The following is a 21682-nucleotide window of genomic DNA, read 5'->3' on the forward strand; positions in this document are numbered from 1 at the left end:
TCAGCAACCTTGCACCGCATCCCGCAACCTCTACCGTCAGCGATATGATGCACCCCGCTCCGCTTTCAACGCTTGAGAATATCTACCTCGAAGATAGCTACTTTCTGGGCATGTTGGCCGTGGGCAGCGATCTGAAGCTACGCGGACTGTTCGCATTGACCGGGGATCATCCGGATTACGCGCCGCCGAAGCCCGGAGAACAGCACTGCTATCGAGAAGGCGACATCGTCATTTCGGGCCTTAAGGTCACGAAATGGCAGGCTGGCGCTCACCCCACAATTCTGGTCGGCCCGGACACAGAACTGGATTTCGGTAGCATCGGCATCGGCGCGAACGACGATGGGTATTGGGTAGAAACGGAATGGTTCGAGATGTCATTCCAAGCCGATAGCGTGAAGGCGGTTTTGGATGGAGTGGAACGCTAAGGTCGAAAGCGGGCTGTGAAGAACCTCCACCTGCGCCGTTCTGGCACACTGGCGGAGTTTCCCGACTGCGTGGCGGCCCGCTCGCTGAAACATCTGGCCGAGCTGAAGGCCATGGTCGCCGAGGGCCACCGCGCCGTCATGCTGTTCGTCATCCAGCGCACCGACTGCGACAGCTTCGCCGCCTGCGCCGAACTCGACCCTAAGTATGCGGCCGGACTGATCGACGCGGCGCGGGCAGGCGTTGAAGTCCTGTGCTATGATTGCGACATAAGCCCCAGCGCCATCCGCATCGCACGCCCGGTTCCGTGGCGCGACGCGGCGCTTACGGAAGCCGAAAGAAACTGACCATGAACGACGTCCTCGACGCAGAGCACCGCACCGGACAGATCCGCATCCACGACGCTGAAGCCTTCGAAGGCATGCGCGTGGCTGGCAAGCTGGCCGCCGAGTGCCTGGACATGCTGGTCCCGCATGTCGTGCCCGGCGTGGTCACCGAGCATCTGGACGACCTGGCCCGTGAGTTCATCCTTGACCACGGCGCGATCCCCGCCTGCCTGTTCTATCGCGGCTACGGCAAGACCACCTGCATCTCGCCCAACCACATTGTCTGCCACGGCATTCCCGGCGACCGGGTCCTGCGTGAGGGTGACATCGCCAATATCGACGTCACCGTCATCGTCGACGGCTGGCACGGCGACACCAGCCGCATGTATGGCGTCGGCGCGGTCGCGCCGCGGGCCAAGCGCCTGGTCGACATCACCTATGAGGCGCTGGAGCGCGGCTTGGCCGAGGTGCGGCCCGGGGCGCGCACCGGCGACATCGGCCACGCGATCCAGTCCTACGTCGAGTCCATGCGCTGCTCCGTGGTGCGCGACTTCTGCGGCCACGGCCTGGGCAAGGTGTTCCACGACGCGCCGAACATCCTGCACTTCGGCCAGAAGGGCACGGGCGAGATCCTGCGCCCGGGCATGTTCTTCACCATCGAACCCATGGTGAACCTGGGCAAATATCAGGTGAAGGTGCTGTCCGACGGCTGGACGGCGGTGACCCGCGACAAGTCGCTCTCGGCCCAGTGCGAGCATTCCATCGGCGTGACAGAAGATGGCTATGAAGTCTTCACCAGCTCGCCAAAAGGGATTTTCAAGCCTCCCATTCAGAGCGCCTGAGCCTCCGGTGCGGCCTTTGGACCGCCTAAGCTCGTTGCAGACGTTTCTCCCCGGGCCGGCACGCTGCGTTGGCGCGTTGCGCCAGTTGGAGACATTGCCCTCCCGCCCTGAAGCGGATTTAGTAGTGGGTCTGCAATCAGGCGCTTTGGCTTCGACCGCTGCCGACCCTTTGCGGACGTTGGCCTAGGCCGCGGTCTTCACGACATTGACGAGTGCCAGTCCTTGCATCGCGTTTGCATTTGCGCACCAAACGCCCGCGAGCCCATTCAGAGGGACTAGGCCGTAATCAAAGTCCTCAAAAGCGGCTGCAACCTCCTCCGAAACAGAGTGGGCAATTTGATCTGAGCTCAGCATGCCGATCCAATCGCGGACTGCCGCTCTTTCGTCAGCAGCGCAGGTCTGGGCCACATAGGTGCCGCCCGCATAGTCGAGCATGATCGTATAGAGATGCATGTCTCATGCTCGCACGACGTCGCGCCATTCCCAACGTCCGCAATCCACCCTGAAGCGACGAACAACAGGTCAACTCTGCGGAGCGGAGCGCGGGCGGCGAACGAATGACCGCCTGGCGCCAGGACCGGACATAGGCCGCCTACCCGGAATCGGACATTACGAGTGGGGGCCCACCGGGAGCCTGCCACCTGCGACGGTTCACAATTCCCACGGACGCGGTCGCACCAAGAACGCGCTTCAAAGCATCCGAGTATCGGCCCGAAACCTGTTCCCACACGCGGCGAACTCCTACAGTCACGCTGTAGAATCGGCAGAGGTCCTCGTGGACACAATCCTCAGCAACGCCGTGCAATCCATCCAGATCGGCATGGAAGACTCCAAGTCGCCCGATCCAAGGCGCGTGCTCTCGGCGATCCGCAACGTCCAGGCCGGCATCCTCCTGCTCTGCAAGGAGAAACTACGGCTCCTGTCGCCGCTCGGAAGTGACGAGGTCTTGGTCCGAGAACGCATCGCGCCACATCTGAACGCCGCCGGCGAGCTCACGTTTCGGGGTACCGGCCCCAAAACCGTTGATCAGCACCAGATCAAGGAGCGCTTCAAGACGCTCGGCGTGAAGGTGAATTGGGGGCCTCTCGATAAGCTGACCGGGTACAGGAACAACCTGGAGCATTACGCCTTTAGCGGCGCTCGAAGCGAACTGACGGAGGCGCTGGGCCAAGCCGCTGTCATCATCCAGGAGCTGGTAGAAGACGTCCTTGCCCTCGATCCGGCATCATTGCTTGGAGCTGACTGTTGGGAGGCTCTCCTCGAGTCGGAAGCGCTCTATGAGCTCGCGCTGACGAAGTGCAGATACACGATTGCAGCTATCCGCTGGATCTCCCCAGCCATGGGTCAAGCAGTCGAAGACATTGAATGCAGCGTCTGCGGCTCTCAGCTTATCGAGCAGGCGGATGTAACGAACACCGATCAACGTCGCGCAACCTTCCGCTGCATCGTCTGCCACATGGAATGTAGTGCGGAAGAGATCGTGCCATTCGCGCTGTCCAAGCACCTTTTCGCTGACGCCTACCTGGCCATGACAGACGGTGGCGAGTGGCCGCTCGGGGACTGCCCATCCTGCGGCGTAGCCGGCGCGATCCCCTTAGGCGAGGGCGAACGGATCTGCGCCCTATGTGGCGACGGCTTTCCGGAAGCCAGCTGCGCCGTTTGCCATGCGGCGCTTTCAGTCGATGAAATCTCGGAGAACGGCAGCCTCTGCGCTTACCACTTACATCAAGCGCTCAAGGACGACTAAAGACCTCGCTCAAATGCTCGCCGTAACTCCGTTGCCCCTCAATACTCAACGGCGCGCCCTGACCTGGCCGATGTCCGATTCTGTCGTGAGAAGGCGAGAACTTGTGGACGATCGCCCCCGGACCACGCTTAAGCTCCACTGTGGAAACAAACGTGCAACAGTCAGTTCTCTTTGACGAACGGTTCTTAGAGCGGCACGCTGGCCCGATCATCTCCGATCCGGCCGTCGCCATCGTTGAACTCGTCGCTAACGCGTGGGACGCTTGGGCCACTCGGGTTGAGGTTGTTTGGCGTGAAGGCGCCAAAGGGCTGCTGTTTTCGATACGCGACAACGGCAAGGGGCTGACCGCGGATCAATTCCGGCGTCGCTGGGGCACCCTGGACTACAACCGCTTGACTGAAGAAGGCGAACTCTCCGAGCCGCCGCCTGAGCTCGACGGCTATAGCCTTCGCAAGGCGTACGGTCGAAACGGAAGGGGGCGCCACGCAGCATTCCGGTTCGGCAATCCGTATGAGGTGAGAACCTGGCGCGACGGCCGCGAAGCCCGCTTCGAGGTGAGCCGCGATCCTGTCCTGCCGTTCAAGATTGAGCAGATTGGTGCACGCGACGGCGCTTCCGGCCATGGAACAGAGATCGTGGCTGAGGGCGGAGCTGGGGGTGTTCTGAGTGATCAGTCTCTGCGCGAAGTCATCGGCACGAGGTTCCTTTCCGATCCAAACTTCTTAGTCACGGTGAATGGCACCCAGGTGACTTTCGAAGACGTGCCGTCGGGAAAGCTGCGGCGCGAAACCATCGAGGTTCCGGAATTCGGCTCCGTCAATCTGACCGTCATCGACACGCTTAGGGCAGATAAGACCACGCGCCAGCATGGTATCGCTTGGTGGGTCGACAATCGGCTCGTCGGATCTCCAGGCTGGGTGGGATTTGATCACGAACGGATCCTCGACGGTCGCACCGCTGAGGCCAAGCGGTTCATTTTCATCGTGCAGGCGGACTTCTTGTCCACTCACAATGCCGTCCTCACCGATTGGACCGGCTTCAACCCAAACATTTCCGCTTGGTTGACGACGCGCAACCTCGTTCACAACAAGATTAGGGAGGTCCTGGCTGAAGTCACAAGCGAACGCCGGAAAGAGACGAAGGAAGCCATCCGCGCCCACCTGAGCACCACCATCAGGAAGTTGCCGCCGTTGGGCCGGGATCGTTGGAGTACCTTCCTGGACACTGTGGTCGACCAGTGCACAAGCATCAGCCCGACCGAAGTTGAACAGGTCGCCGAGATCCTGGCCAAGCTTGAACTGAGCCAATCCCAGTATGGACTGATCCAACAGCTCCACGAGATGAAGCCAGGCGAACTGGACGATCTCAACAAGCTTCTCGCCGACTGGAGCTTACGGGCCGCAAAGTTGGCGCTGGACGAAATCCAATCCCGTCTCAGCCTCATTGCAGAGCTGGACGAGAAGCTTCGGGACCCGGCAGTGTACGAAGTTGGTGACTTGCAGCCGTTGTTCGAGCGCAGCCTTTGGGTGTTCGGTCCCGAGTTCGAGAGCCTGGAGTTCACCAGCAATCGGGGCATGACCGAGGTGATTGCGAAGCTCTTTGCCGGCAAGCAGAAGGGGTCGTTGCAGCGTCCCGATTTCGTGATCGTGCCCGATGGGAGCGTGGGCTTCTACAGCCGCGACTCCCACGACGCGGGCCATGACGTTGATGGCGTCGCTCGGCTCGTTGTGGCCGAGATCAAGCGGCCTGGCGTCACGATCGGTGCCGATGAGAAGGCTCAGCCATGGCGCTACGTGAAGGAGCTGATCGAAAAAGGCCTCCTCACCAAGGCGGCCACAATCACTTGCTATGTTCTAGGTTCGCAGGTGGACCCTGCGGAGTCGGGCGATGATCGGCGGTGGGACGATCGCGTGCTGATCCGTCCTATGAGCTACAACACGTTCGTACGACGCGCAGAAAAGCGCATGCTCGGCCTCCGAGACAAACTTCGCGACGCGCCGTTCCTCCGTGAGGTCGGGCTGGACGCGGATGAGTTTGTTCACGGCCCTCGAAGCAGACCGACCGAACTACAATTCGAGGCGTAAGTATTTTCGGTCCTGGAGGTTATGCGGCCGACTAGCACCAGCAGCGTTGACGATGCACTAGATGCGGGACTGTTCGGCAGTGCGGCACGTTGCTGCGGCCGCCCACAAGCCGTGCCATAGAGACAAGAATGCCTATCCAAGTCGACGACGCGAATGCCGCCGCCAATCTCTGGGAAACGCTGATTCCGGCAGGTGTGGGCTTACTCGGCGTACTTCTCGGCGGTGCGATCCAGACTTACTCGTCGAGCAGCGTCTCAAACCAGCAGCGACGTGATCGCCTCTTAGACGAGGCGAAGGCGCGCGAGCGAGAGGCCGCCAAGGAAGAAGCTCAACGACAGTTCGTAAGAGCGGTGTTGGCCCGGCATCTCGAAGCCTTTGCTCGTAGTTGCGCGGAGGCGATGTGGCACAATGGCAATCCAGAAATTGACGGTGCTGCGGCACCACCCAGCTTTCCAGCTTGGCCGGCGGTACAGTGGGAGCTGCTAGGCTCTTCGGAAATGATCCGCATTCGGGATATTGAAATCCGTGTCGCAATTCTACGCGACAGCACCGAAGGCGCTGTCATCTATGGAGCGTCACACGAGGACGAAGCGCGAAGCTTCTACGCTGAAGGCGCGGCAGCCATTGGCCTGGAAGCTTGGAATCTCGCCCAGCGTCTCAGAACCGATGCTGGCGTTGATGCATTTCGCTTTCCTCGCGAAGGCGCAAACTACGCCGAGGCGCTCCAGGATCACGTGGAGCACATTGCACAGCGAGAACGTGAGGCTAGAGAGCGAAGGGCGGCGCGAATTGCCGCGGGAGATTCTGATCTTGTCGATTAGCCTGCCAACCTACACCACGAAGGCAACGCTGTACCGCGCCCGCGTCACCGCAACGTAGAATTTCGCACGATCAAGCGACATCTCCGGGTTAGGCTCCTTGATGTACTTTCTCATCGGCTCCGTCGGAAAGATGAGGACGCGATCAAAGCTCCTGCCTTTCACAACGCCGAAGTTAGTCGCCGGCAGACCAAGCGTGTCCGAGTTCTTGTTCCAACGGAGCACGACCGGGTTGAATTCCGCGACATAGCTCGGAACGTCCGCGGCGCTGATGTGGAAGACACCATCGTGCGGCGTCCGGGTCGCATTCCGCGAAGTCGTTCGCGGAAGATGGGGATATAGCGCGTCAGCGAAATCACAGATCACCTGATTGCAGCGCCAGCTCTCGGCACGCTCTTCCTGGGTAATGAGCCCAGCCTTCTCCATCGCGGAGAGCCAGGTCACGATCCCCGATCGCGCCGCCTTCTTGTGCTTAATCGAGTTGTTGGTGGTGTAGGTGCCTTGTCGAGGGTCCGCCACGGCAACCATCGTGATCTTCGATTTAAAAAGGCGTTCGAGCAGATCGAGGTCAGAACCTGCCATATCCTGCAGTTCGTCGATGAGAATGTGTGAGTAAATTGCCTCCAGTCTCTGGATGAGCTTACCGCCGGTCTTATCATCGACGAGGCACACAAAATCGGAGACGCGATCTCGATAAATGTCGCCATTTCGCGTGAAGAAATATCGATTCACATCGGCCTTCGGTACGAACCGCAGCGCCTGCGGTACCTGGATGAAGGCAATGGTTTGAGTGACGCCGACGTTGGAAAGTAGATTTTGATACGGGCGCACGCCGTGCCTAAGGAGGGTGCTGTACCAGCTCTCAATATCGATATTTTCCGGCACGTAGCCGAAGCGCGCGACCACGCAGTCTCGAATGTTGTCAACGTTCTCGTTCGTGTAGGTCGTGATGAGGACACGCCCCGCCTTTACGTGGGCCGCCTGGTCGATCAGGTGGGTCGTCTTCCCCGATCCGGCGCTGGCAACGACAACGGTGCTAACCATGCACCGCTTCGAAAATGTACGCGGGGAACTCTAGCTCCTCGTCGGCCTCAAAGACGCGCAACGCCCATTCGGACTTATTGTCGATCATCCACTCAGCCAAGCTGGCGGTGTCAGCGTGCGCGGTTCCTAGCGCCTTGTTAAGCGCTTCGAGCGTGTTGCATTTCACCATCTGCGGTTCGAGGGTGTTGGCTGTGTTGTCATCATCCGCGCAGATCCGAATGCCCTTGATCCCGGCATAGGGCTTGTATCGCTCCACGATCTTGTTCGCGTGATCACCGTCGTTGTCCGTGACCACGCAGACGTCCTTCCCAAGCTCCTTCGCGATATCGAGGAAGCGCGGAAATGACAGCCCCCGTACGTTAATCACATCGACGCCGTCGTCCGCCGGTAGGTGGCCGTGCACGCGCGCGTACGCCTTCTGCACGATCAGCTCGTCTGATGGCCCCTCGACCAGGATGCTTCGCTTCGCGAGGATGATACGGAGCGTGTCGTAGCCTGAGAGCTTCTTAAAGTAAGCCTGGGTGTCCTTTGGTAGCTTCGCAAGTGTGGTGGTCATGCCATCATGGAGAAGAACAGTCTTCTCCATTCCCAGCTTGTTCAGCACGTACGCGCTGTGCGTCGTGATGATGATTTGCTTGCCTTTGCACTTCTCATTGATCTTCGCGATGAGTGTCTGGAGCGAGGAGAAAGACAGGTGGTTCTCTGGCTCTTCAATCAGGATCACGTGGGCTTCGCCGGCCTGCCGCTCCAGGGCCAAGAGTATCTTGAGCGCGCTCTGCTCACCCTTACCGATTAGGTGAAACGGCAGGTCGTCGAGGTGTGGGACGAGGTTCGTCTCCCAGCTCGATTTCTGCGACACATCGACGGCGATCGCGAGCTTCTTGTCAGTGATCGCGCCCTTGTTCTGGGTCAGCTTATCGTTGATCGCTTTGATAGCAGCCTCGCCGGAGAACTTCTCCTTCAGTCCACGGTACGCGAGAGTGAGCGCTACGCGCTCCTTTGCGTCGAGGCCCGCATTGATGATGTTCTGGAGGTAATAGTCAGTGCCGCTCTGGAGCCTGATCGTCGTCGCGTCGATGTACGAGAGCCCCACCGGCATGCCGCGACTTGAGATCGCGTTTCCCGCAAACGAGCACCATTGAACGGTGTAAAACTCGATTGGGATCGTGCGTACCTCCGCGCGATCCGCAAGAAAGGCACCGTACTCGGCACCGTATTCGTCGTTGAAGCCGATCTCCAGACGAACGCCCACCGCGTCTGATTTTTCGATATTGTGGGAGCCGCGGAGGGCGGCGACGCTTGGCTCGTCCGACAGAAAAACCTCGATACGGATGCGCGGGAGGTCAGGATTTCCGCCAGCCTGAACTGCGGCTACGTAGGCGTCGACCGCTGCCTTGTTAAAGAGCGAAGCGCTTAGTTCCGTCTCGATCGCGCGGCCATTTATTCGCTTAGTCAGCGCCAGACCAAGAGCTTCCAGAATCGACGACTTCCCAGCTTCATTGTCGCCGACAATGATGTTGAGGTCCGGCTCCAGTGCTAGGCTAAATGCGCTAAATGCCTTGAAGTTGTCGATATAGATTTTGGTAATCATGGCCAATATTGTCTAATCAATACTGCACACTAGGGCCCACCTTCTGGTGCCGCTCAGTGCGACTTCGTCCAATCCCCTTGGCAGGCGCGACAGGCGGCCCGGGCCTATCCCTCTTCTTCAGGAAAGCGGACTAACGTGGAATGCGAAAGCGCCGGCTCCACGATTGCGATCTCCCACTCGGGATAGATTATCCCACCCTCTAGGCTGACCACCTTCTTGCCTGTGGAAAGAGACCAGAGCCCCTGCCCCGCCTTACGCACCACAATCACCGGATCCCCATTGGGAAGCAGAACCAACGCGCCATGTGCCGCGCTCGATTCTACTTTCGCGAGGAACGGACGCGCATCTTTCTCCGCACGTGGCCGGATGACGAGTTGCTCGCGGGGAACCGCCGCCAGATTGAATCCGAGCACGGATATGTTGAGCATGCGAGGCGTGGGAAACTGGTCTCCCATGTCGCCTTCATAATCGAGGACGAGGCACAGCGGCTCGGCCTCCGCCCCTGCTTCAACGGCCAGACACACGCCCTTCCAGCCGTGGGCGAACGCCGAAAAGTACGTACCCACGGGCACCGAAGTGATCGGCGCACCAAACCCCAGGACCTTAATTGTCATACTCGCCTCCGGACGGACGCTGTCCCTGCAACACTGTCTTGCTGCTCAGCTTAGGCGATCACCCCCGACCGCTGCTCGCTAACGCTATCATGCCGCGCTGTAGTGGCAACCACGCGCTTCGCGTGCGATTTCGAAGGCGCGTTTCAACTCCGGGCATTGCCTTCGCGGAGCCTCAAGTTCGATTGTTCGTGGAGAGGAACGGGCTGTCATCCGACCTTTACGAGCGGTGCCTTGAACCATCCGGACATCGCCGTGGCTACCCGGCTCAATAGCCAGGAGCGGACTTCTTGAATGTCGGCTAGGAGCCCTTCCACGACATCCGCAGGTTCTGCTTTGGACACGGAGCCTCGCCGCGCAGGGAGTTCCGATATATCTTAATAGTTGTAAGTTGGAATTGGACTTGGGACAGCCTTTGAGCTGAAGGCTGGCGCCGACTTTGCATTAACGGTTCGGTAACCTTTTGGATCGAGCCGTTCGTGCACAATCAGCCCATGCCCCGCCCGCTGAAGATCGTCCTCGGCGCCTCGATGGTCGCCGCCACGGCCTTCGCCTGGAGCGCTCTCGTCACGCTCTTTGGGGCCGGCGGCGCCTTGATCGCCATTTTGCCGGCGCTGCTGATTGGCGCAGGCGGCATATTGGCGATCGCCCAGCTCGTGGAGATGGCGTTTGTCGCGTTGCGCGGCGCGACTGCACGCTCCGCGTCGCAGAGACCAGCGGCGTAGGCGCCCTGATCGGAGGCCATGGCAAACGACAAAGCCGGTCGCATAGAAGGTCAGTCACGCCACTCTGCTCTGTAGAAGCCGGTCAAGGCGACCTAGACTTGAGCGAATCGCACCTCGCTGGATTCGCTGATCAGATCGATGAACGACAGCCTCGACCATCTCCCTGAGGGCAAGCGCCAGGAACTGGCGCGGGTGCTCGAGATCCTGTTCCGGGAGTTCGAGGACGCCACTCGGAGCAGGTCGTCTGCGCGCAAGCAGGGCCGCATCCTGAAGGTGCTGCTGTTTGGCAGCTACGCCAGGGGCGACTGGGTGGACGATCCGGTCGGCGGATATAAGTCGGACTATGATCTCCTGGTGGTGGTCAACGCCGATGAGCTGACCGACACCGCCGAGTACTGGATGGAGGCCGACCAGCACCTGTTGCAGGCCTATGAGATCGCCCACCAGCTGACCGCCCCGGCGCACTTCATCGTCCACTCGCTTTCGGACGTGAACCATCAGCTCGCCCGCGGCCGGCCGTTCTTCACCCAGATCGTGCGCGAAGGCGTGGCGCTCTACGAAGCCCCCGATCACCCCTTCGCCAAGCCGGCCAGGCTCTCGCCGCAAGAGGCCTATGCCGAAGCCAAGGCGAATTTCGATAATTGGTTTCCGAGTGCGTCAGATTTTGCTGACCAGGCACGTTATGCGATTTCTAAGAACAGGACGAACGTCGCCGCCTTTGAGCTCCATCAGGCCACCGAGCGGTTTTACCACTGCGTCCTGCTGACCATGACGCTGCACTCGACCAAGTCGCACAATCTGAACTTCCTGCGTTCTCAGGCTGAGCGGGTGGAGCCGGGGCTGATCCCGGTCTGGCCGCGCAGCAGCCGGTTCGAGAAGCGCTGCTGGGAGCTTCTGCGACGAGCCTATGTCGAGGCCCGCTTCTCCTCGCACTATGTCATCACCGTCGAGGAACTGGCTTGGCTGATCGACCGCGTGAGCGACCTCCAGCAGCGGGTTCAAAAGAGCTGCGAGGCCTACCTGGCGACGATCAGGCCTGACGACCGATAGACGGGCCCCTCCTATAGGCCAAGGTCCAGCTCAGCCGAGCGCTGAGCTCCTTTGCTGCTCATGGTCAATTCGACGGCGCCGCCGACCATGGGCGGCGCCTCGCCAATAGCAAGACGGGCATAATGGTCGCCGCCGCGACCGTCTCGCACGATGGCATAGCCAAAGGTTCGATGCCGATCGTGGAACCCGCTTTTCAGCACCTCTCCCTTCACCCTGCCCTGCATGAGCTCCTCGACGCGCGCTCCTGTCGCCAGTCGATGCTCGTTGATCGTGCGCAGCTTGGCCTTTGTGAGGTCCATTGCGGTCAGGCGCTGTTGAAGATCTGGAGCAATCCGATATTGCGCCCCCGCCGGAACGGCGAGCCCGAGGGCCGTGAGCGTGCGCAAACGCGCCCTGATCAATGCGCGCCATGTCGGACCTTGCCCCGGCTCGGGTCCGACGAGGCCGTCCTGCGTCGCCGACTGGACCAGTCGCCGGTCCAAGGCGGTGAAACGCTCGGCCTTTGTCTCGCGCCAAACCCCGCGCTCTTCATCGCCGCGTGAGAAATCGCCCAGTTGGGCGCTCGCCACTTCCCGGGCTCGGGCGCTAATCCCGTGATAGAGGTACTTGGGCGAGATCAGCAAAACGGCGCCGTCCTGGCGCCGACCGCGCACCACGACATGGGCGTGAGGATGGTCGGTATTGAAGTGGCACGTTCCGAGCCACGTCAGCTCCGGTTCGGAAAGGTCTGCGCTTACGTGGCTCATGACCTCCCTTACATATCCCCGCAGATCTGCCAGGCAGTCGCCATGCTCGGGCGAGATCATGAACCGGTAATGGCGCCTGTCATCTCTCCATGAGTGCGCCAGGCCTCTAATCTCAAGACCGTCATCCTTGCGATCGAAGAACTCAGCCCGCGCGCCCCCAAGTCCGACCCCCTCACGCTGAAGGTAACGTAGATGATTGTCGAGCCGCCAATATGACCGCGGGATCTCAACTGGTTGAATGGAAATGAAAGTTCGGACGATGACCCGCTGCCCGCTACCTGACCAGGCCCCGCGCCTTGCGCGTTGGGATGGGGCCCCACTCCATCCCCATCCCTTGACAACACCGACCCGTCGCAAAATCCAATCGCGGGCGATAGGTTTCTCCAATCTGAGCCAGAGGGGCAGATGCGGCCACACGCCGTCGCCGGCGGGGTCCAAACCTGTCGGGGATCCCGCCGTCCTCCGAAATGTCGAGGAGGGCTTCACCGGCCGCCTTGCGAACGACAGTCCTGCGCGGACTTGACCTGGCGGCCGGCGCTGATCGCCAGGAAACATTCGACCACGGTCTCGACATAGGCTTGCGTCTCGGCGATCGCCGGAACCCTGCCGAGCCGTTCCACACGCGCAGGACCGGCATTGTACGCCGCGAGCGCCAGCCTCAGATCGCCAAACCGCGCCAGCTGCCGAGCCAGATAATCTGCGCCGCCCAGCAGGTTGGCTTGCGGATCAAACCGGTCCGTTACGCCCAATTCCTCGGCGGTTGCAGGCATGAGCTGGGTAAGCCCGCCCGCCCCAGCTTTCGAAACGGCTTCAGCCTGGAAAGCGCTTTCGACCGCCACCACCGCCGCCAGCAGCTTGGGATCGAGTCCGTGGCGACTGGCCGCAGAGCCGATCGCCTCGGCAAAAGGCCAATGCGCGGGGCGCGCTCGCATTTCAGTCGATACGTCATCATCGGATACAGGGACCGGATTTGGCTCGGCCCCGACGAAGAGGGCGCCGCCCGCCGCGCTCCAATCGCTTTGCGCGGCGGCCGGACCGCCCGCCAGCGCAAGCAGAAGCGCCAGACATCTGGCCGCTACCATCGCAGCACCAGGCGATAGGTCCCGGCCACCGCGGTGTTGCGAACCGGGCCGAAATACCGGCTATCGAAGCTGGTCGGGGTGTCGCCAAGCAGTAAGAGCTCGCCCGGCGCCAAGACGCGGCATTCGCGCCAAGCCGGCAGAGCCCGCCCGAGGCGATCGCGGCGCAGCACTTGGGCCTGGCGCTCTGGGGTCGACAGAACATCGCCCCGAACGCACGCGGCGTCTCCGCCCAGGGCCGCAACGCGTTTGAGAATCCACATGTCCGCAGGGACCCCGAGCCTCGCCAGATAAGGGCGCGCGACAGCTGGCTGGAGAATGGCCACAACCGATCCACGACGCAGATCGGCGGTGAAGCTGCGCAGATAGATTCCCTTTGGAAGGCTCGTCGTCTCATTGATCATGATGGCTGGAGACCGCGCCTCGACGGCCGCGGCCCCCGCCGCGAGGGCGCAACCGAACAAGATCGCCGTGGCCGCTGTCCGCGAGACTGCTCGGATCTGCATGTTCATGGCGCATAAGGCTCCAGGACAAGGTCGTGGGTGATCAGCACGCGGACCCTCGCGCCTGGCCGAACCTGGATCGACGGACGCACATCGAGCTCGCGGTCGATCAATCTTCCCCCCACCTGGGCGGCCTCTATGGCGGCTGCGTCGCCCGCATCGTCGACCCATCGGCGTGAGGCGTCGGCCTCGTCGCGAGCCATCTGCCCGAGCGCGGTGATGGCGCCGCCGATCAGGCTCGCGGCCACCAGCGGCAAAAGACGCCGCTCGACCTTGCCTTCGACGCCGATCATGCCTTGGGCGTCCACGCCAGGCTCCCGATCGAGCACAAGGCTCTTGCCGTTGGGCAGGATCAGTCGGTCCCAGACGAGGAACACGCGCTTGTCGCCGTGACGGCTCTCGCCTTCATGCCGACCGATGAGGCGCGAGCCTTGAGGGATGAGCAGGTGCTGGCCCGTGACCGTGTCGTAGATGCTGTCGGTGACCGCGGCCGTCACCGGGCCGGCGCGAGCGGTGTCCACTCCCGTCAGTAACAAAGCCGGGATAACCGAACCGGCTTTCAGTTCGTAGGGGCTCACCAGATCGAGGAGATTGTCGGAATTGTAGGCGTCTTGCCCAGCGGTCCTTGGATCGCCGCCCAGGTCGGCTCGGGCTGGCGGGACTTGCGCAACCTGCCCGCTATGGGCCTGCGCAAAGAATAGAGGCGAGGTGCGAGCCTCGCTGGCCCGATCCATCGGCCGCGCCCCTCGATGCGCCGGCGCCTCGAGGGGCGACCTGGGCGGGGCGGCCGGTTGCGGCTGTGCTGAAGCTGGCCGCTGCGACACGTCCTGAAGCGGCTCAAGATCGCCATAGGTCGCTGGTCCTTCGGCGATCTGTGGGAGGGGCGGCGCCCGACCCTGGTCGTCCTCGACGGCTTCATCCTGGCGGGCCTGCGCGCGCAGGTCCGGCTGGATAATGAAGGCCCAGGCGAGCGCTCCGGCGCATAGCGCCGCGCTGGCGAGACCGGCGGCGACGACAGGGCCCTTGCGCACGCGCACCAGGACCTGAGCCGAAGACTGGATCGCTGCGGTTTGACCGATGGCCGACTGACTGGCCGCCAGGGCGCCCTGCAAGCGGCCGGGACGGGCCTTGGCCATTTGCTCAAGCTCGGCTGCGGCGCTCGCCAGGTCGCGCGCCGTATTCCTGGCCGTGGCGTTGCGCTCTTGACGAAGCTTCAGAGCCGTCTGCGGATCTAGACCTTGGACGATCGCCGGATAGATTTCCTCGAAGTCTGCCTGCAGTCCTGCAACATCGGAGGCCAATCCCTTGGCCGCCCCCGCAAGCTCGCCAATGCTGCTCAGCGTCTGGCTTGTCGCGGTCAGGTGGCTGTACGGGGAAGAGGCCAGTTCACGCGCCTGATTGGTCAGCATGTGCGCCTCATTGGCGAGGCTTTCCAACTGCCGGGCCGCCTGCAGTGCGTTCTCCAGATGGTTCTTGGGATCGAACACCAGTTGCTGGGCGTGAGCGGCCCGAGGACCGCAAGCCAGCACCGCCCCGGCCATGGCCAGGACCATTGCGGCGGCCCTAGGCCGCAGCCTCCGGCGCATCGAACGCATCGAACAGTTGATCCACATGAGGCACTCCCTTGGCTTTGAGGAAGGCGCGCGCAAAGCCGGCCTGGCCGGCCTGGCTGAGCGCTGCATCGATGAGGAGTTGATCTTCGGGGCTTGAAGCTGCGCACAGCGCCAGGCTCAAACCGGAGAGTTTGAGATCAAATAGCCGCCGCCCGCCGGGTTGGCGCCAATAGTAGGATCGCTTGGGAGTGGCCAGGGCGAGAAGCTCAAGCTGGCGCTGGTTGAGACCGAAGGCGCGGTAGTGCTGGGCGCCGCCAGGTTCCAGGGCTCGCGGATTTGGCAGGAAGACCTGAGTCGGGCAGGATTCGATAAGGCTGGCGGCGATCGGCGATGCGGCCACATCCTCCAGGCTTTGGGTGGCGAAGATCACCGCCACACGCTTCTTGCGCAGCGTCTTCAGCCATTCGCGGATTTTCGCGGCAAAGACCGTATCGTCGAGAAAGAGCCAGGCTTCGTCGAGGATCAGGAGCGTGGGGCGACCGTCGAAGCCACGTTCCAGGCGGTGAAAAAGGGCGTTGAGCATCGGCACGCTCGCCGAGCGCGCGGCCATGACGCTTTCCAACTCGAAGGTGTCAAAGCAACTTTCGACAAGTTCATCGCCTGCGCCGTCCATCAGGTGGCCGTGGGCGCCCTGCAAGGTCAGCGGCTCCAGGGCCGTCGCCACGGCGCGATCCTGGACCATCGCGCAAAAGACCGTGAGCGTGCGCTGGCCGCGCGGCGCCTCGGCCATGGCGTTGAGGCTCGCCCAGATTTCTTCACGTGCGCCGGGATCTGGCTCCACGCCCGCGGCCCTTACAGCCTCGGTGATCCATTCGGCCGCCCAGGCTCGCTCAGATGGGGCCTCGATTTCGGCGAGCGGCTGGAGCGAAAAGCTGTCGCCAGGTTCGAGACTGCGCCAGACCCCGCCAGCCGCCAGGGTGGCGGCTCGGGCGCTGCGGCCCTTGTCCAGGAAGATCACCCTTGAACGCGGGTAGCGAAACCACTGCAAAGCCAGGAACGAGAGCAGCGCGCTCTTGCCTGAGCCGGTCGGTCCCACCACCATGGCATGGCCGACATCGCCGACATGCAGCGCCAGCCGAAACGGCGTCGCACCGGTCGTTCTGGCCACGACAAGCGGCGCCCCATCCAGGCAAGCGTCACGAGCAGGTCCGGCCCAGACGGCCGAGACCGGCAAGAGATCAGCCAAGTTGAGGGTGGAGATCATCGGCCGCCTGACGTCGGCATAGGGCTCGCCGGGAATGGAGCCCAGCCAGGCCTCGACGGCATTGACGTCCTCGACCCTGGCCACAAGACCCTGGGCGTTGAGCGCGGCGACCGCTGCGCGGGCCTTTTCGGCCGCGCGCGCGCGATCGCCATCCAGGATGGTCACCGTCAAGGTGAAGTAGCCGTAAGCGCAGACCTCCGATCCCAACGCGGCCAGCACCCCATCGCACTCGTCGACCTTCACGGCCGCATCAGTGTCGAATAAGGGGACCTCTTCCTTGGTGACCGCCTCGCGCAACAGAACCGAGAGCCCCTTGCGCTTGGCGAACCAGCGCTTGCGCAGCCGGGTGATCTCACGTTCGGCCTCCGCCTTGTCGAGCCCGATCCAGCGAGCGCTCCAGCGCAGCTCGAAGGGAAGCGTCGAGAGCGCGTCGAGCAGGCCAGGCCGAGTGGCGGCCGGCAAGGCGCGGATAGACACCACCTTCAGCCATCGATCCCCCAGCTTCGGTTCCAGCCCGCCGGCCAGCGGCTCGTCGGCAAGTGCGGAGTCGAGAAAGGCCGGGACAAAATCTGGCTTCACCCGCGAGGCCCGCCCCGACACGCAGGCGCGCAGCCAAGTCAGGAGCTCTTCGTCCGACAGCAGGCGTACTTCGGGCAAGGCCTGGCTCAGAAGGTCGACCGCGACCTCGATCTCGTGGCGGAAGGCCGCCAGCGCCGTACGCCATTCCCGGCCAGCTTTTCCCAGGCCAGAAAACATCGCCCGCTCGATCCAGCGCGTCTCATCGGCTGGCGGCAGCCAGGTGAACGCCATGGTGAAGTCGGTTTCGAACGCGGGCTCGGCGTCCTCAAAGAGGGCCTGGCGCTCGGCATCGACCAGCCAGGCGGCGAGTCCTCTGTTTTCCATGGCGATGTAAGGATCGGCCGGGCGGCGTGCGGCCTCCACATGCAGGCACCAGCCCGCGCCCAGCCGCCGCAGCCCGTTGTTGAGGCGCGCACGCACCGCCATCAACTCGTCCTCCGTCGAGGATTCCAGGTCCGGACCGCGGAACCTGAGCGCGGTGAGAAACGAGCCATCCTTGTTGAGGACGACACCAGGCGCCACGAGCACAGCCCAGGGAAGGTGGTCGGCGAGGCTTATCGGCCGACGTCGGAATTCGTCGAGGAAACGCACGGCCCTTCACCCGTCCAGATGGGCCGGCCGGGCCAGATGACGCCGCAGGACATCGAAAAACCGCTTGTCGCCCCGCGCCAGAAAGACGCCAAGCCCATGAGCGCCGGCCCACCAGAGCAGGCCAAGCCACCAGATCCGCAGGGCCAGTCCGAGGATGAGCGCCAGCGTTCCCATCAAGATGGCGTAGTCCCTTGGCATTCCAGCCATGAGCACCGGTTCGGCGAGCGCTTGGGCCACAGGAAGCTCCCAGGCGCTCGGACGTTGGTCGGCCTTCATCAGCCGATCTCCACGCCGCCGGCGAACCCGAAGAAGTCCAGGAAGAACGTCGAGGCGGCGAAGGCGATGGAAAGACCAAGCAGAATTCCAAGCCCGCGCCGGATGCCAGACCCGGTCTCGCTCATGGCGATCCCCACGCCGAATATGGCGACAGCGATCACCGCTCCAGCTTGCACGACCGGTCCTGTCACCGAGTCGACGATCTGCTGCATGGGGCCTTCCCAGGGCATCCCCGCCCCACCTGCCAGGGCCGGACCGGCCATCAGGAAGGCACATGACGTCATCAGGGCGGTCCGACCGCACGAAAATATTCCGCGCACGTTTTCACCTCTTGGCGATGAGCATCTCCGCTCGACACCGAAAGAAGGCCGACCGCTGCAAATTGAGTCAATATATTTTTCAAGTGAATCTGCGTTTTACATCACGCAACTCAAAGATGACTTATAGCCGACGCAAAAGTAGGTTCATTTCCTTGATCAGCACGTCAATCAAAAGTTGTCATAACTTCGCCGCGACTTGCATGTACGTCACACGCGATCTGTCGGCTCACATCTTGAACACAAAGGCCGAGCTCGGCCGGCCCGCCGATGGAGCCGCATGCAACGCGTTCGAAGCCGGCGAAATCGACCGCGCCCTACGCCGCCCACAATCTTGGAAAAGCCCGAAGCGCGCTTCGTCTGCGAGGCTCGACCTTGGAGGCTCGCGACCGCTAGATCGATCTTAGAATTTTGCGAGGCTGATCGGGCGGGATCACCGATACCGGGCCTGGCGGGGGCGCTGGGCTCGGGCAAGCTGAAGCCTCATTATTCGCCTTTAACATTGAGCTGAGGTCAGCTGCGTTCCTCCGGCGCAATCGCCTCGGAAGCTTTTCGGCCATACGCCAACGGTCGGCTCCCCTTCCATGGGCGCGAGGCCAGAACCGATTGCTGCGTTCAGGACCCGTAGGCGCTTGCCCCACCGGTCGCCTCCGGCAGCGGATCTGCGCCAGCATCGCCGTCCTCGCCTGCGTGCGCCTGGACCAGCAAGGCGCGTTCGGCGATGGCGGCGGCGAAGGCCTCGGCGTCCTGGCCGCCGGCCGGCATGGCCGCCACCTCGGCCGCCGCGTTGGCCGCCTCGGCTGCGACCCGGCCAGCCAGCTGCTGGACGCGCCGCACGGTGGCGGGGCCGGCCAGGCCGGCGGCTTCGGCCATGCGGCGCCAATGTCGGCCATAGATGTGCCGGGCGCGCTGCTGGCCTCCGATGTCCTGGGCGTGGCTGAGGGTGATGTTGGGCCAGGTCAGGCCCGTCATCAGATCATAGAGCGGCGCCAGCGTGCTGCGGCGCGGCTGCAGGAGCACCGAGTAATTCTTGGCGTGGGAATCGACGTTGCCGATCGCGATGTTGAAGATCACCGCATCGAGCAACTGGGTGATTTCACGCGCCGTCATGTGGTGTCGCACCAGGGCGAACATGTCCGCTAGCGACGGGCCTTTGACGCCCGAGCGGTTGTGCTCGTACTTGGCGGCTGGCGGCTTGCCCAGAGCCTGGCAGAAGTCCTCCTGGTGCAGACGCTGGACGCCGGCGTCCGAGACTTGGCGATCATAGCGTTCGACGAGCAGATAGGACCGCGCCCCCGCACGCCCGGTCGTGACCGGCGCCACGGAGAGGCCGCACCGGCCCGCCAGCACCATGCACAGGGCTTCGTTCTGCACGCTGCCAGGCAGGCGTGGGTTGTCGGGTTTGAGGATGTGGGTTGAGGCCGCGCCATCGATCGGGATGGCGAGGCCCTCGGCGAGGCGGACGAGCGGCAGCTTCTCCTGAGCGCCGGCCAGGCTCATCGACACCCCGGCCTCGCCGACCAGAAAGGGCCGCGACGGCAGCTCCTCGATAATCCGCTCCAGCGCTTCGCCAGGCAGGGACACGAGCTTGGGCGCATCGCCCCGGCGTGGCTCGCCCATGGTCAGGGCGCCCGCGAGATCGCGGCCGAGGCTGGCGATCAGGCCCAGAATGTCGTCGCGGGCCACGCCGAGCGCGCGGGTGACGCCTCGCAGCGGCTCGCCCTCCGGAAGGAGGTTCATCAGCCAGGGAACCGTCGCCTCCGGCCCATGGCGCGCCTGCGCCAACGGCATGGTCAGGGAGATGGGAAAGCTGTCGCGCGCCCCGCTCCAGGCCTCCTCATAGTGCAGCCACGGCCCCTCGGCGTCGGTTTCGATCCGAGCGACAAGCCGGTCCGCCGCATAGATGGGCAGGCTCATGGTCGCACCGCCCTTCAGAACTCAGCCGCGTCGGTGAGGCGCATGCCCGCAGCCTTGGCGGCCGCCAGCGCCTTGCCTAGTTGGGCGGTGGCCTTCCCCGCCTCGAGCTCGACGATGAAGCGTTCGCCGACGCCGATGGACAGCGCCAGTTCCCGTTGGGTGAGCCCCAGGGCCTTGCGCGCGCGCGCCAGGGTGGCTCCGAATTCTTGCGCCGTGGCGATCATGGTCATCTTCCCGAGCGGGAAGATAGGCGCGATAAGGCGCATCGCGCAAGACACATCTTCCCGCTCGGGAAGAAGAGACGATATATCTCTGTCGGAAGCTGGAAAACTTCCCGTTCGGGAAGAAGTCGGGCGAGCCCGAAGCAATAGCGTTGGCTTGTGCAGGCCCAACACCACCGCTCGCTTCATCCGGCGGCGACCGGTGCGGCGGAACTCGACACGGGTTTGAGAGGCTTATCGCCGGGTGTCCGGGCGACTTCATCCTCCTACCTGCAGCAGCGCTCATCCTGCCCAGGTCCGCCAAGTCGCCGGGGTCAAAACATCCCGGGTCGCCAACACCGAGACGCTCTGCATTTTGCTCGATGCTCATGGCGATGCGCCGACGTCGCGTGTGAAAACCGCCTCTGCCGCCTCCCAGGGCCATAGAGAGACCCCTTCTTGGCCGTTGGACCCAGCCGATCGCGGGTTCCAAAGGAGCCCTTCGATCCTGCGACCATCGTCTGTTCGCGCGACGTGAACGATCAGGTCCACCGCTCGTTCGATCAGGCGCAGAGACGAACTAGCCATGACCTCGGCCAGTAGATCTTCCAGACGTGATAAGGCCTCGAGCGCAGAATTCGCATGTATCGTAGCAAGGCCGCCTGGATGGCCGGTGTTCCAGGCCTTCAAGGTCTCCAGGGCCGACGCGCCATCGCGCAGCTCGCCAACGACGATACGATCTGGGCGCATGCGTAGAGCGTCGCGCACGAGATCGACCACCGCGATCGCATCGGGTGGACGGCGGGTGAGCGTCGCGACCTGATCCCAGGCCGAGCACTGGAGTTCACGCACGTCCTCGATGAGGAAAACCCGGTCGCTGGCGAAAGCCGGTTCGGCCAAAAGCGCATTGGCCAGCGTGGTCTTTCCCGAACCGGCCCCGCCGGAGACGAGGATATTGCGTCGCGCACATACGGCCTGGCTGAGTGTTGCAGCCTCTTCTGGCGACATCGCACGCTGGGCCACATAGTCCTTGAGCGTCCAGATCCTCTGGGGCCGCTTACGAATGGAAAAGGCCGGCTGGGCGCAGACCGGAGGAAGGAACGCCTGGAAACGCTCCCCGCTCGGCAGCGCGCCCGACAACCTCGGAGCGCTTGGCGTAATGGTCTGCCCGACATGGGCCGCCACCAGCCGAATGACCCTTTCGCGCGCGCCGACAGTCAACCTTACGCCCAGGTCGCGCCGCCCCTGGCCTAGCACGTCGACGATGACCCGTCCGTCGGGATTGACGAGGACCTCCACGACGCCTGGCTCGGCGAGCGCCCTTAGCACCACCTCGCCAAGCGCCTGATCAAGCGCTTGATGTCTACGCGCCTGAGAGGCCGCCTCGGCCTCCATC

The 21682-nt window shown here is 63.0% G+C and carries 21 protein-coding genes and 1 pseudogene; 8 read left to right on the forward strand and 14 right to left on the reverse strand.

Translation table 11 applies throughout. From position 1 onward, the window contains the following. Positions 1-47 precede the first annotated feature (47 nt). From ABID41_RS16380 to map, 3 genes and pseudogenes are all read left to right on the forward strand, one after another. Complete coding sequence (locus ABID41_RS16380; protein WP_354298131.1) at positions 48-425, forward strand: hypothetical protein; 378 nt, start codon at positions 48-50, stop codon at positions 423-425. 15 nt (positions 426-440) lie between these two features. Then, positions 441-770: pseudogene (locus ABID41_RS16385) on the forward strand (DNA/RNA nuclease SfsA); the annotation flags it as partial. A gap of 2 nt (positions 771-772) precedes the next feature. Next, positions 773-1591 carry a type I methionyl aminopeptidase gene (gene map, locus ABID41_RS16390; RefSeq protein WP_435530024.1) on the forward strand — a complete coding sequence of 273 codons (819 nt, stop codon included), beginning with the start codon at positions 773-775 and terminating at the stop codon, positions 1589-1591. A 183-nt stretch (positions 1592-1774) separates the two neighbouring features. Here map and ABID41_RS16395 read toward each other — a convergent pair whose 3' ends face one another. After that, positions 1775-2044 (reverse strand): hypothetical protein, encoded by a 270-nt coding sequence (locus tag ABID41_RS16395; RefSeq protein ID WP_354298132.1) that lies wholly within the window; start codon positions 2042-2044, stop codon positions 1775-1777. A gap of 322 nt (positions 2045-2366) precedes the next feature. Between ABID41_RS16395 and ABID41_RS16400 the strand changes: the two genes are divergently transcribed. The 3 genes from ABID41_RS16400 to ABID41_RS16410 all read left to right on the forward strand — a co-directional run bounded on the left by ABID41_RS16400 (position 2367) and on the right by ABID41_RS16410 (position 6243). Continuing rightward, positions 2367-3338 (forward strand): hypothetical protein, encoded by a 972-nt coding sequence (locus ABID41_RS16400; protein WP_354298133.1) that lies wholly within the window; start codon positions 2367-2369, stop codon positions 3336-3338. A 152-nt stretch (positions 3339-3490) separates the two neighbouring features. Further along, positions 3491-5422 carry an ATP-binding protein gene (locus ABID41_RS16405; protein WP_354298134.1) on the forward strand — a complete coding sequence of 644 codons (1932 nt, stop codon included), beginning with the start codon at positions 3491-3493 and terminating at the stop codon, positions 5420-5422. A 128-nt stretch (positions 5423-5550) separates the two neighbouring features. Beyond that, on the forward strand, positions 5551-6243 hold the full coding sequence (locus ABID41_RS16410; RefSeq protein WP_354298135.1) for a hypothetical protein: 693 nt from the start codon (positions 5551-5553) through the stop codon (positions 6241-6243). A 9-nt stretch (positions 6244-6252) separates the two neighbouring features. Here ABID41_RS16410 and ABID41_RS16415 read toward each other — a convergent pair whose 3' ends face one another. The 3 genes from ABID41_RS16415 to ABID41_RS16425 form a co-directional block, all read right to left on the reverse strand. Then, positions 6253-7284 (reverse strand): UvrD-helicase domain-containing protein, encoded by a 1032-nt coding sequence (locus ABID41_RS16415; RefSeq protein WP_354298136.1) that lies wholly within the window; start codon positions 7282-7284, stop codon positions 6253-6255. Beyond that, on the reverse strand, positions 7277-8875 hold the full coding sequence (locus ABID41_RS16420; protein WP_354298137.1) for an ATP-dependent nuclease: 1599 nt from the start codon (positions 8873-8875) through the stop codon (positions 7277-7279). Before ABID41_RS16420 ends, ABID41_RS16415 begins: the two co-directional genes overlap by 8 nt. Before the next feature lie 104 nt (positions 8876-8979). Next, positions 8980-9489: a hypothetical protein gene (locus ABID41_RS16425; RefSeq protein ID WP_354298138.1), complete on the reverse strand. Its 510-nt coding sequence runs from the start codon at positions 9487-9489 to the stop codon at positions 8980-8982. A gap of 491 nt (positions 9490-9980) precedes the next feature. Between ABID41_RS16425 and ABID41_RS16430 the strand changes: the two genes are divergently transcribed. Beyond that, on the forward strand, positions 9981-10211 hold the full coding sequence (locus tag ABID41_RS16430; protein WP_354298139.1) for a hypothetical protein: 231 nt from the start codon (positions 9981-9983) through the stop codon (positions 10209-10211). Positions 10212-10349: 138 nt separating this feature from the next. Then, on the forward strand, positions 10350-11261 hold the full coding sequence (locus tag ABID41_RS16435) for a HEPN domain-containing protein (RefSeq protein WP_354298140.1): 912 nt from the start codon (positions 10350-10352) through the stop codon (positions 11259-11261). 11 nt (positions 11262-11272) lie between these two features. Here the strand turns inward: ABID41_RS16435 and ABID41_RS16440 are convergent, their stop codons facing one another. From ABID41_RS16440 to trbB, 10 genes are all read right to left on the reverse strand, one after another. After that, a complete protein-coding gene (locus tag ABID41_RS16440) occupies positions 11273-12067 on the reverse strand; it encodes a hypothetical protein (RefSeq protein ID WP_354298141.1) in 795 nt (264 codons plus the stop codon). Positions 12068-12489: 422 nt separating this feature from the next. Next, entirely contained in the window at positions 12490-13089 is a 600-nt protein-coding gene (locus tag ABID41_RS16445; RefSeq protein WP_354298142.1) for a lytic transglycosylase domain-containing protein, read from the reverse strand. Continuing rightward, on the reverse strand, positions 13083-13598 hold the full coding sequence (locus ABID41_RS16450; protein WP_354298143.1) for a S26 family signal peptidase: 516 nt from the start codon (positions 13596-13598) through the stop codon (positions 13083-13085). Before ABID41_RS16450 ends, ABID41_RS16445 begins: the two co-directional genes overlap by 7 nt. Then, positions 13595-15175, reverse strand: a complete 1581-nt coding sequence (locus ABID41_RS16455; protein WP_354298144.1) for a TrbI/VirB10 family protein — start codon at positions 15173-15175, stop codon at positions 13595-13597. The genes ABID41_RS16450 and ABID41_RS16455 overlap by 4 nt, the downstream gene beginning before the upstream one ends. Then, on the reverse strand, positions 15153-17576 hold the full coding sequence (trbE, locus tag ABID41_RS16460) for a conjugal transfer protein TrbE (protein WP_354298145.1): 2424 nt from the start codon (positions 17574-17576) through the stop codon (positions 15153-15155). Before trbE ends, ABID41_RS16455 begins: the two co-directional genes overlap by 23 nt. Before the next feature lie 6 nt (positions 17577-17582). Beyond that, complete coding sequence (locus ABID41_RS16465) at positions 17583-17852, reverse strand: VirB3 family type IV secretion system protein (protein ID WP_354298146.1); 270 nt, start codon at positions 17850-17852, stop codon at positions 17583-17585. Beyond that, positions 17852-18136 carry a TrbC/VirB2 family type IV secretion system protein gene (locus tag ABID41_RS16470; protein WP_331932635.1) on the reverse strand — a complete coding sequence of 95 codons (285 nt, stop codon included), beginning with the start codon at positions 18134-18136 and terminating at the stop codon, positions 17852-17854. Before ABID41_RS16470 ends, ABID41_RS16465 begins: the two co-directional genes overlap by 1 nt. A 648-nt stretch (positions 18137-18784) precedes the next feature. Further along, a complete protein-coding gene (locus ABID41_RS16475) occupies positions 18785-20086 on the reverse strand; it encodes a type II toxin-antitoxin system HipA family toxin (protein WP_354298147.1) in 1302 nt (433 codons plus the stop codon). 14 nt (positions 20087-20100) lie between these two features. Continuing rightward, positions 20101-20310 carry a helix-turn-helix domain-containing protein gene (locus ABID41_RS16480; RefSeq protein ID WP_354298148.1) on the reverse strand — a complete coding sequence of 70 codons (210 nt, stop codon included), beginning with the start codon at positions 20308-20310 and terminating at the stop codon, positions 20101-20103. Positions 20311-20673: 363 nt separating this feature from the next. Next, positions 20674-21681: a P-type conjugative transfer ATPase TrbB gene (gene trbB, locus ABID41_RS16485; RefSeq protein ID WP_354298149.1), complete on the reverse strand. Its 1008-nt coding sequence runs from the start codon at positions 21679-21681 to the stop codon at positions 20674-20676. Between the last annotated feature and the right edge of the window lies 1 nt (position 21682).

It is taken from the genome of Phenylobacterium koreense (assembly GCF_040545335.1).
GTDB classification, from domain to species: domain Bacteria; phylum Pseudomonadota; class Alphaproteobacteria; order Caulobacterales; family Caulobacteraceae; genus Phenylobacterium; species Phenylobacterium koreense.

What these genes read in the sequence shown, in the direction of transcription:
- ABID41_RS16380 (WP_354298131.1), top strand. Translation starts at nt 48, where the DNA reads ATGCACCCCGCTCCGCTTTCAACGCTTGAGAATATCTACCTCGAAGAT.
- map (WP_435530024.1), top strand. Translation starts at nt 773, where the DNA reads ATGAACGACGTCCTCGACGCAGAGCACCGCACCGGACAGATCCGCATC.
- ABID41_RS16395 (WP_354298132.1), bottom strand. Translation starts at nt 2,044, where the DNA reads ATGCATCTCTATACGATCATGCTCGACTATGCGGGCGGCACCTATGTG.
- ABID41_RS16410 (WP_354298135.1), top strand. Translation starts at nt 5,551, where the DNA reads ATGCCTATCCAAGTCGACGACGCGAATGCCGCCGCCAATCTCTGGGAA.
- ABID41_RS16415 (WP_354298136.1), bottom strand. Translation starts at nt 7,284, where the DNA reads ATGGTTAGCACCGTTGTCGTTGCCAGCGCCGGATCGGGGAAGACGACC.
- ABID41_RS16420 (WP_354298137.1), bottom strand. Translation starts at nt 8,875, where the DNA reads ATGATTACCAAAATCTATATCGACAACTTCAAGGCATTTAGCGCATTT.
- ABID41_RS16425 (WP_354298138.1), bottom strand. Translation starts at nt 9,489, where the DNA reads ATGACAATTAAGGTCCTGGGGTTTGGTGCGCCGATCACTTCGGTGCCC.
- ABID41_RS16430 (WP_354298139.1), top strand. Translation starts at nt 9,981, where the DNA reads ATGCCCCGCCCGCTGAAGATCGTCCTCGGCGCCTCGATGGTCGCCGCC.
- ABID41_RS16435 (WP_354298140.1), top strand. Translation starts at nt 10,350, where the DNA reads ATGAACGACAGCCTCGACCATCTCCCTGAGGGCAAGCGCCAGGAACTG.
- ABID41_RS16440 (WP_354298141.1), bottom strand. Translation starts at nt 12,067, where the DNA reads ATGATCTCGCCCGAGCATGGCGACTGCCTGGCAGATCTGCGGGGATAT.
- ABID41_RS16445 (WP_354298142.1), bottom strand. Translation starts at nt 13,089, where the DNA reads ATGGTAGCGGCCAGATGTCTGGCGCTTCTGCTTGCGCTGGCGGGCGGT.
- ABID41_RS16450 (WP_354298143.1), bottom strand. Translation starts at nt 13,598, where the DNA reads ATGAACATGCAGATCCGAGCAGTCTCGCGGACAGCGGCCACGGCGATC.
- ABID41_RS16455 (WP_354298144.1), bottom strand. Translation starts at nt 15,175, where the DNA reads ATGCGCCGGAGGCTGCGGCCTAGGGCCGCCGCAATGGTCCTGGCCATG.
- ABID41_RS16465 (WP_354298146.1), bottom strand. Translation starts at nt 17,852, where the DNA reads ATGAAGGCCGACCAACGTCCGAGCGCCTGGGAGCTTCCTGTGGCCCAA.
- ABID41_RS16470 (WP_331932635.1), bottom strand. Translation starts at nt 18,136, where the DNA reads ATGACGTCATGTGCCTTCCTGATGGCCGGTCCGGCCCTGGCAGGTGGG.
- ABID41_RS16475 (WP_354298147.1), bottom strand. Translation starts at nt 20,086, where the DNA reads ATGAGCCTGCCCATCTATGCGGCGGACCGGCTTGTCGCTCGGATCGAA.
- ABID41_RS16480 (WP_354298148.1), bottom strand. Translation starts at nt 20,310, where the DNA reads ATGATCGCCACGGCGCAAGAATTCGGAGCCACCCTGGCGCGCGCGCGC.
- trbB (WP_354298149.1), bottom strand. Translation starts at nt 21,681, where the DNA reads ATGGAGGCCGAGGCGGCCTCTCAGGCGCGTAGACATCAAGCGCTTGAT.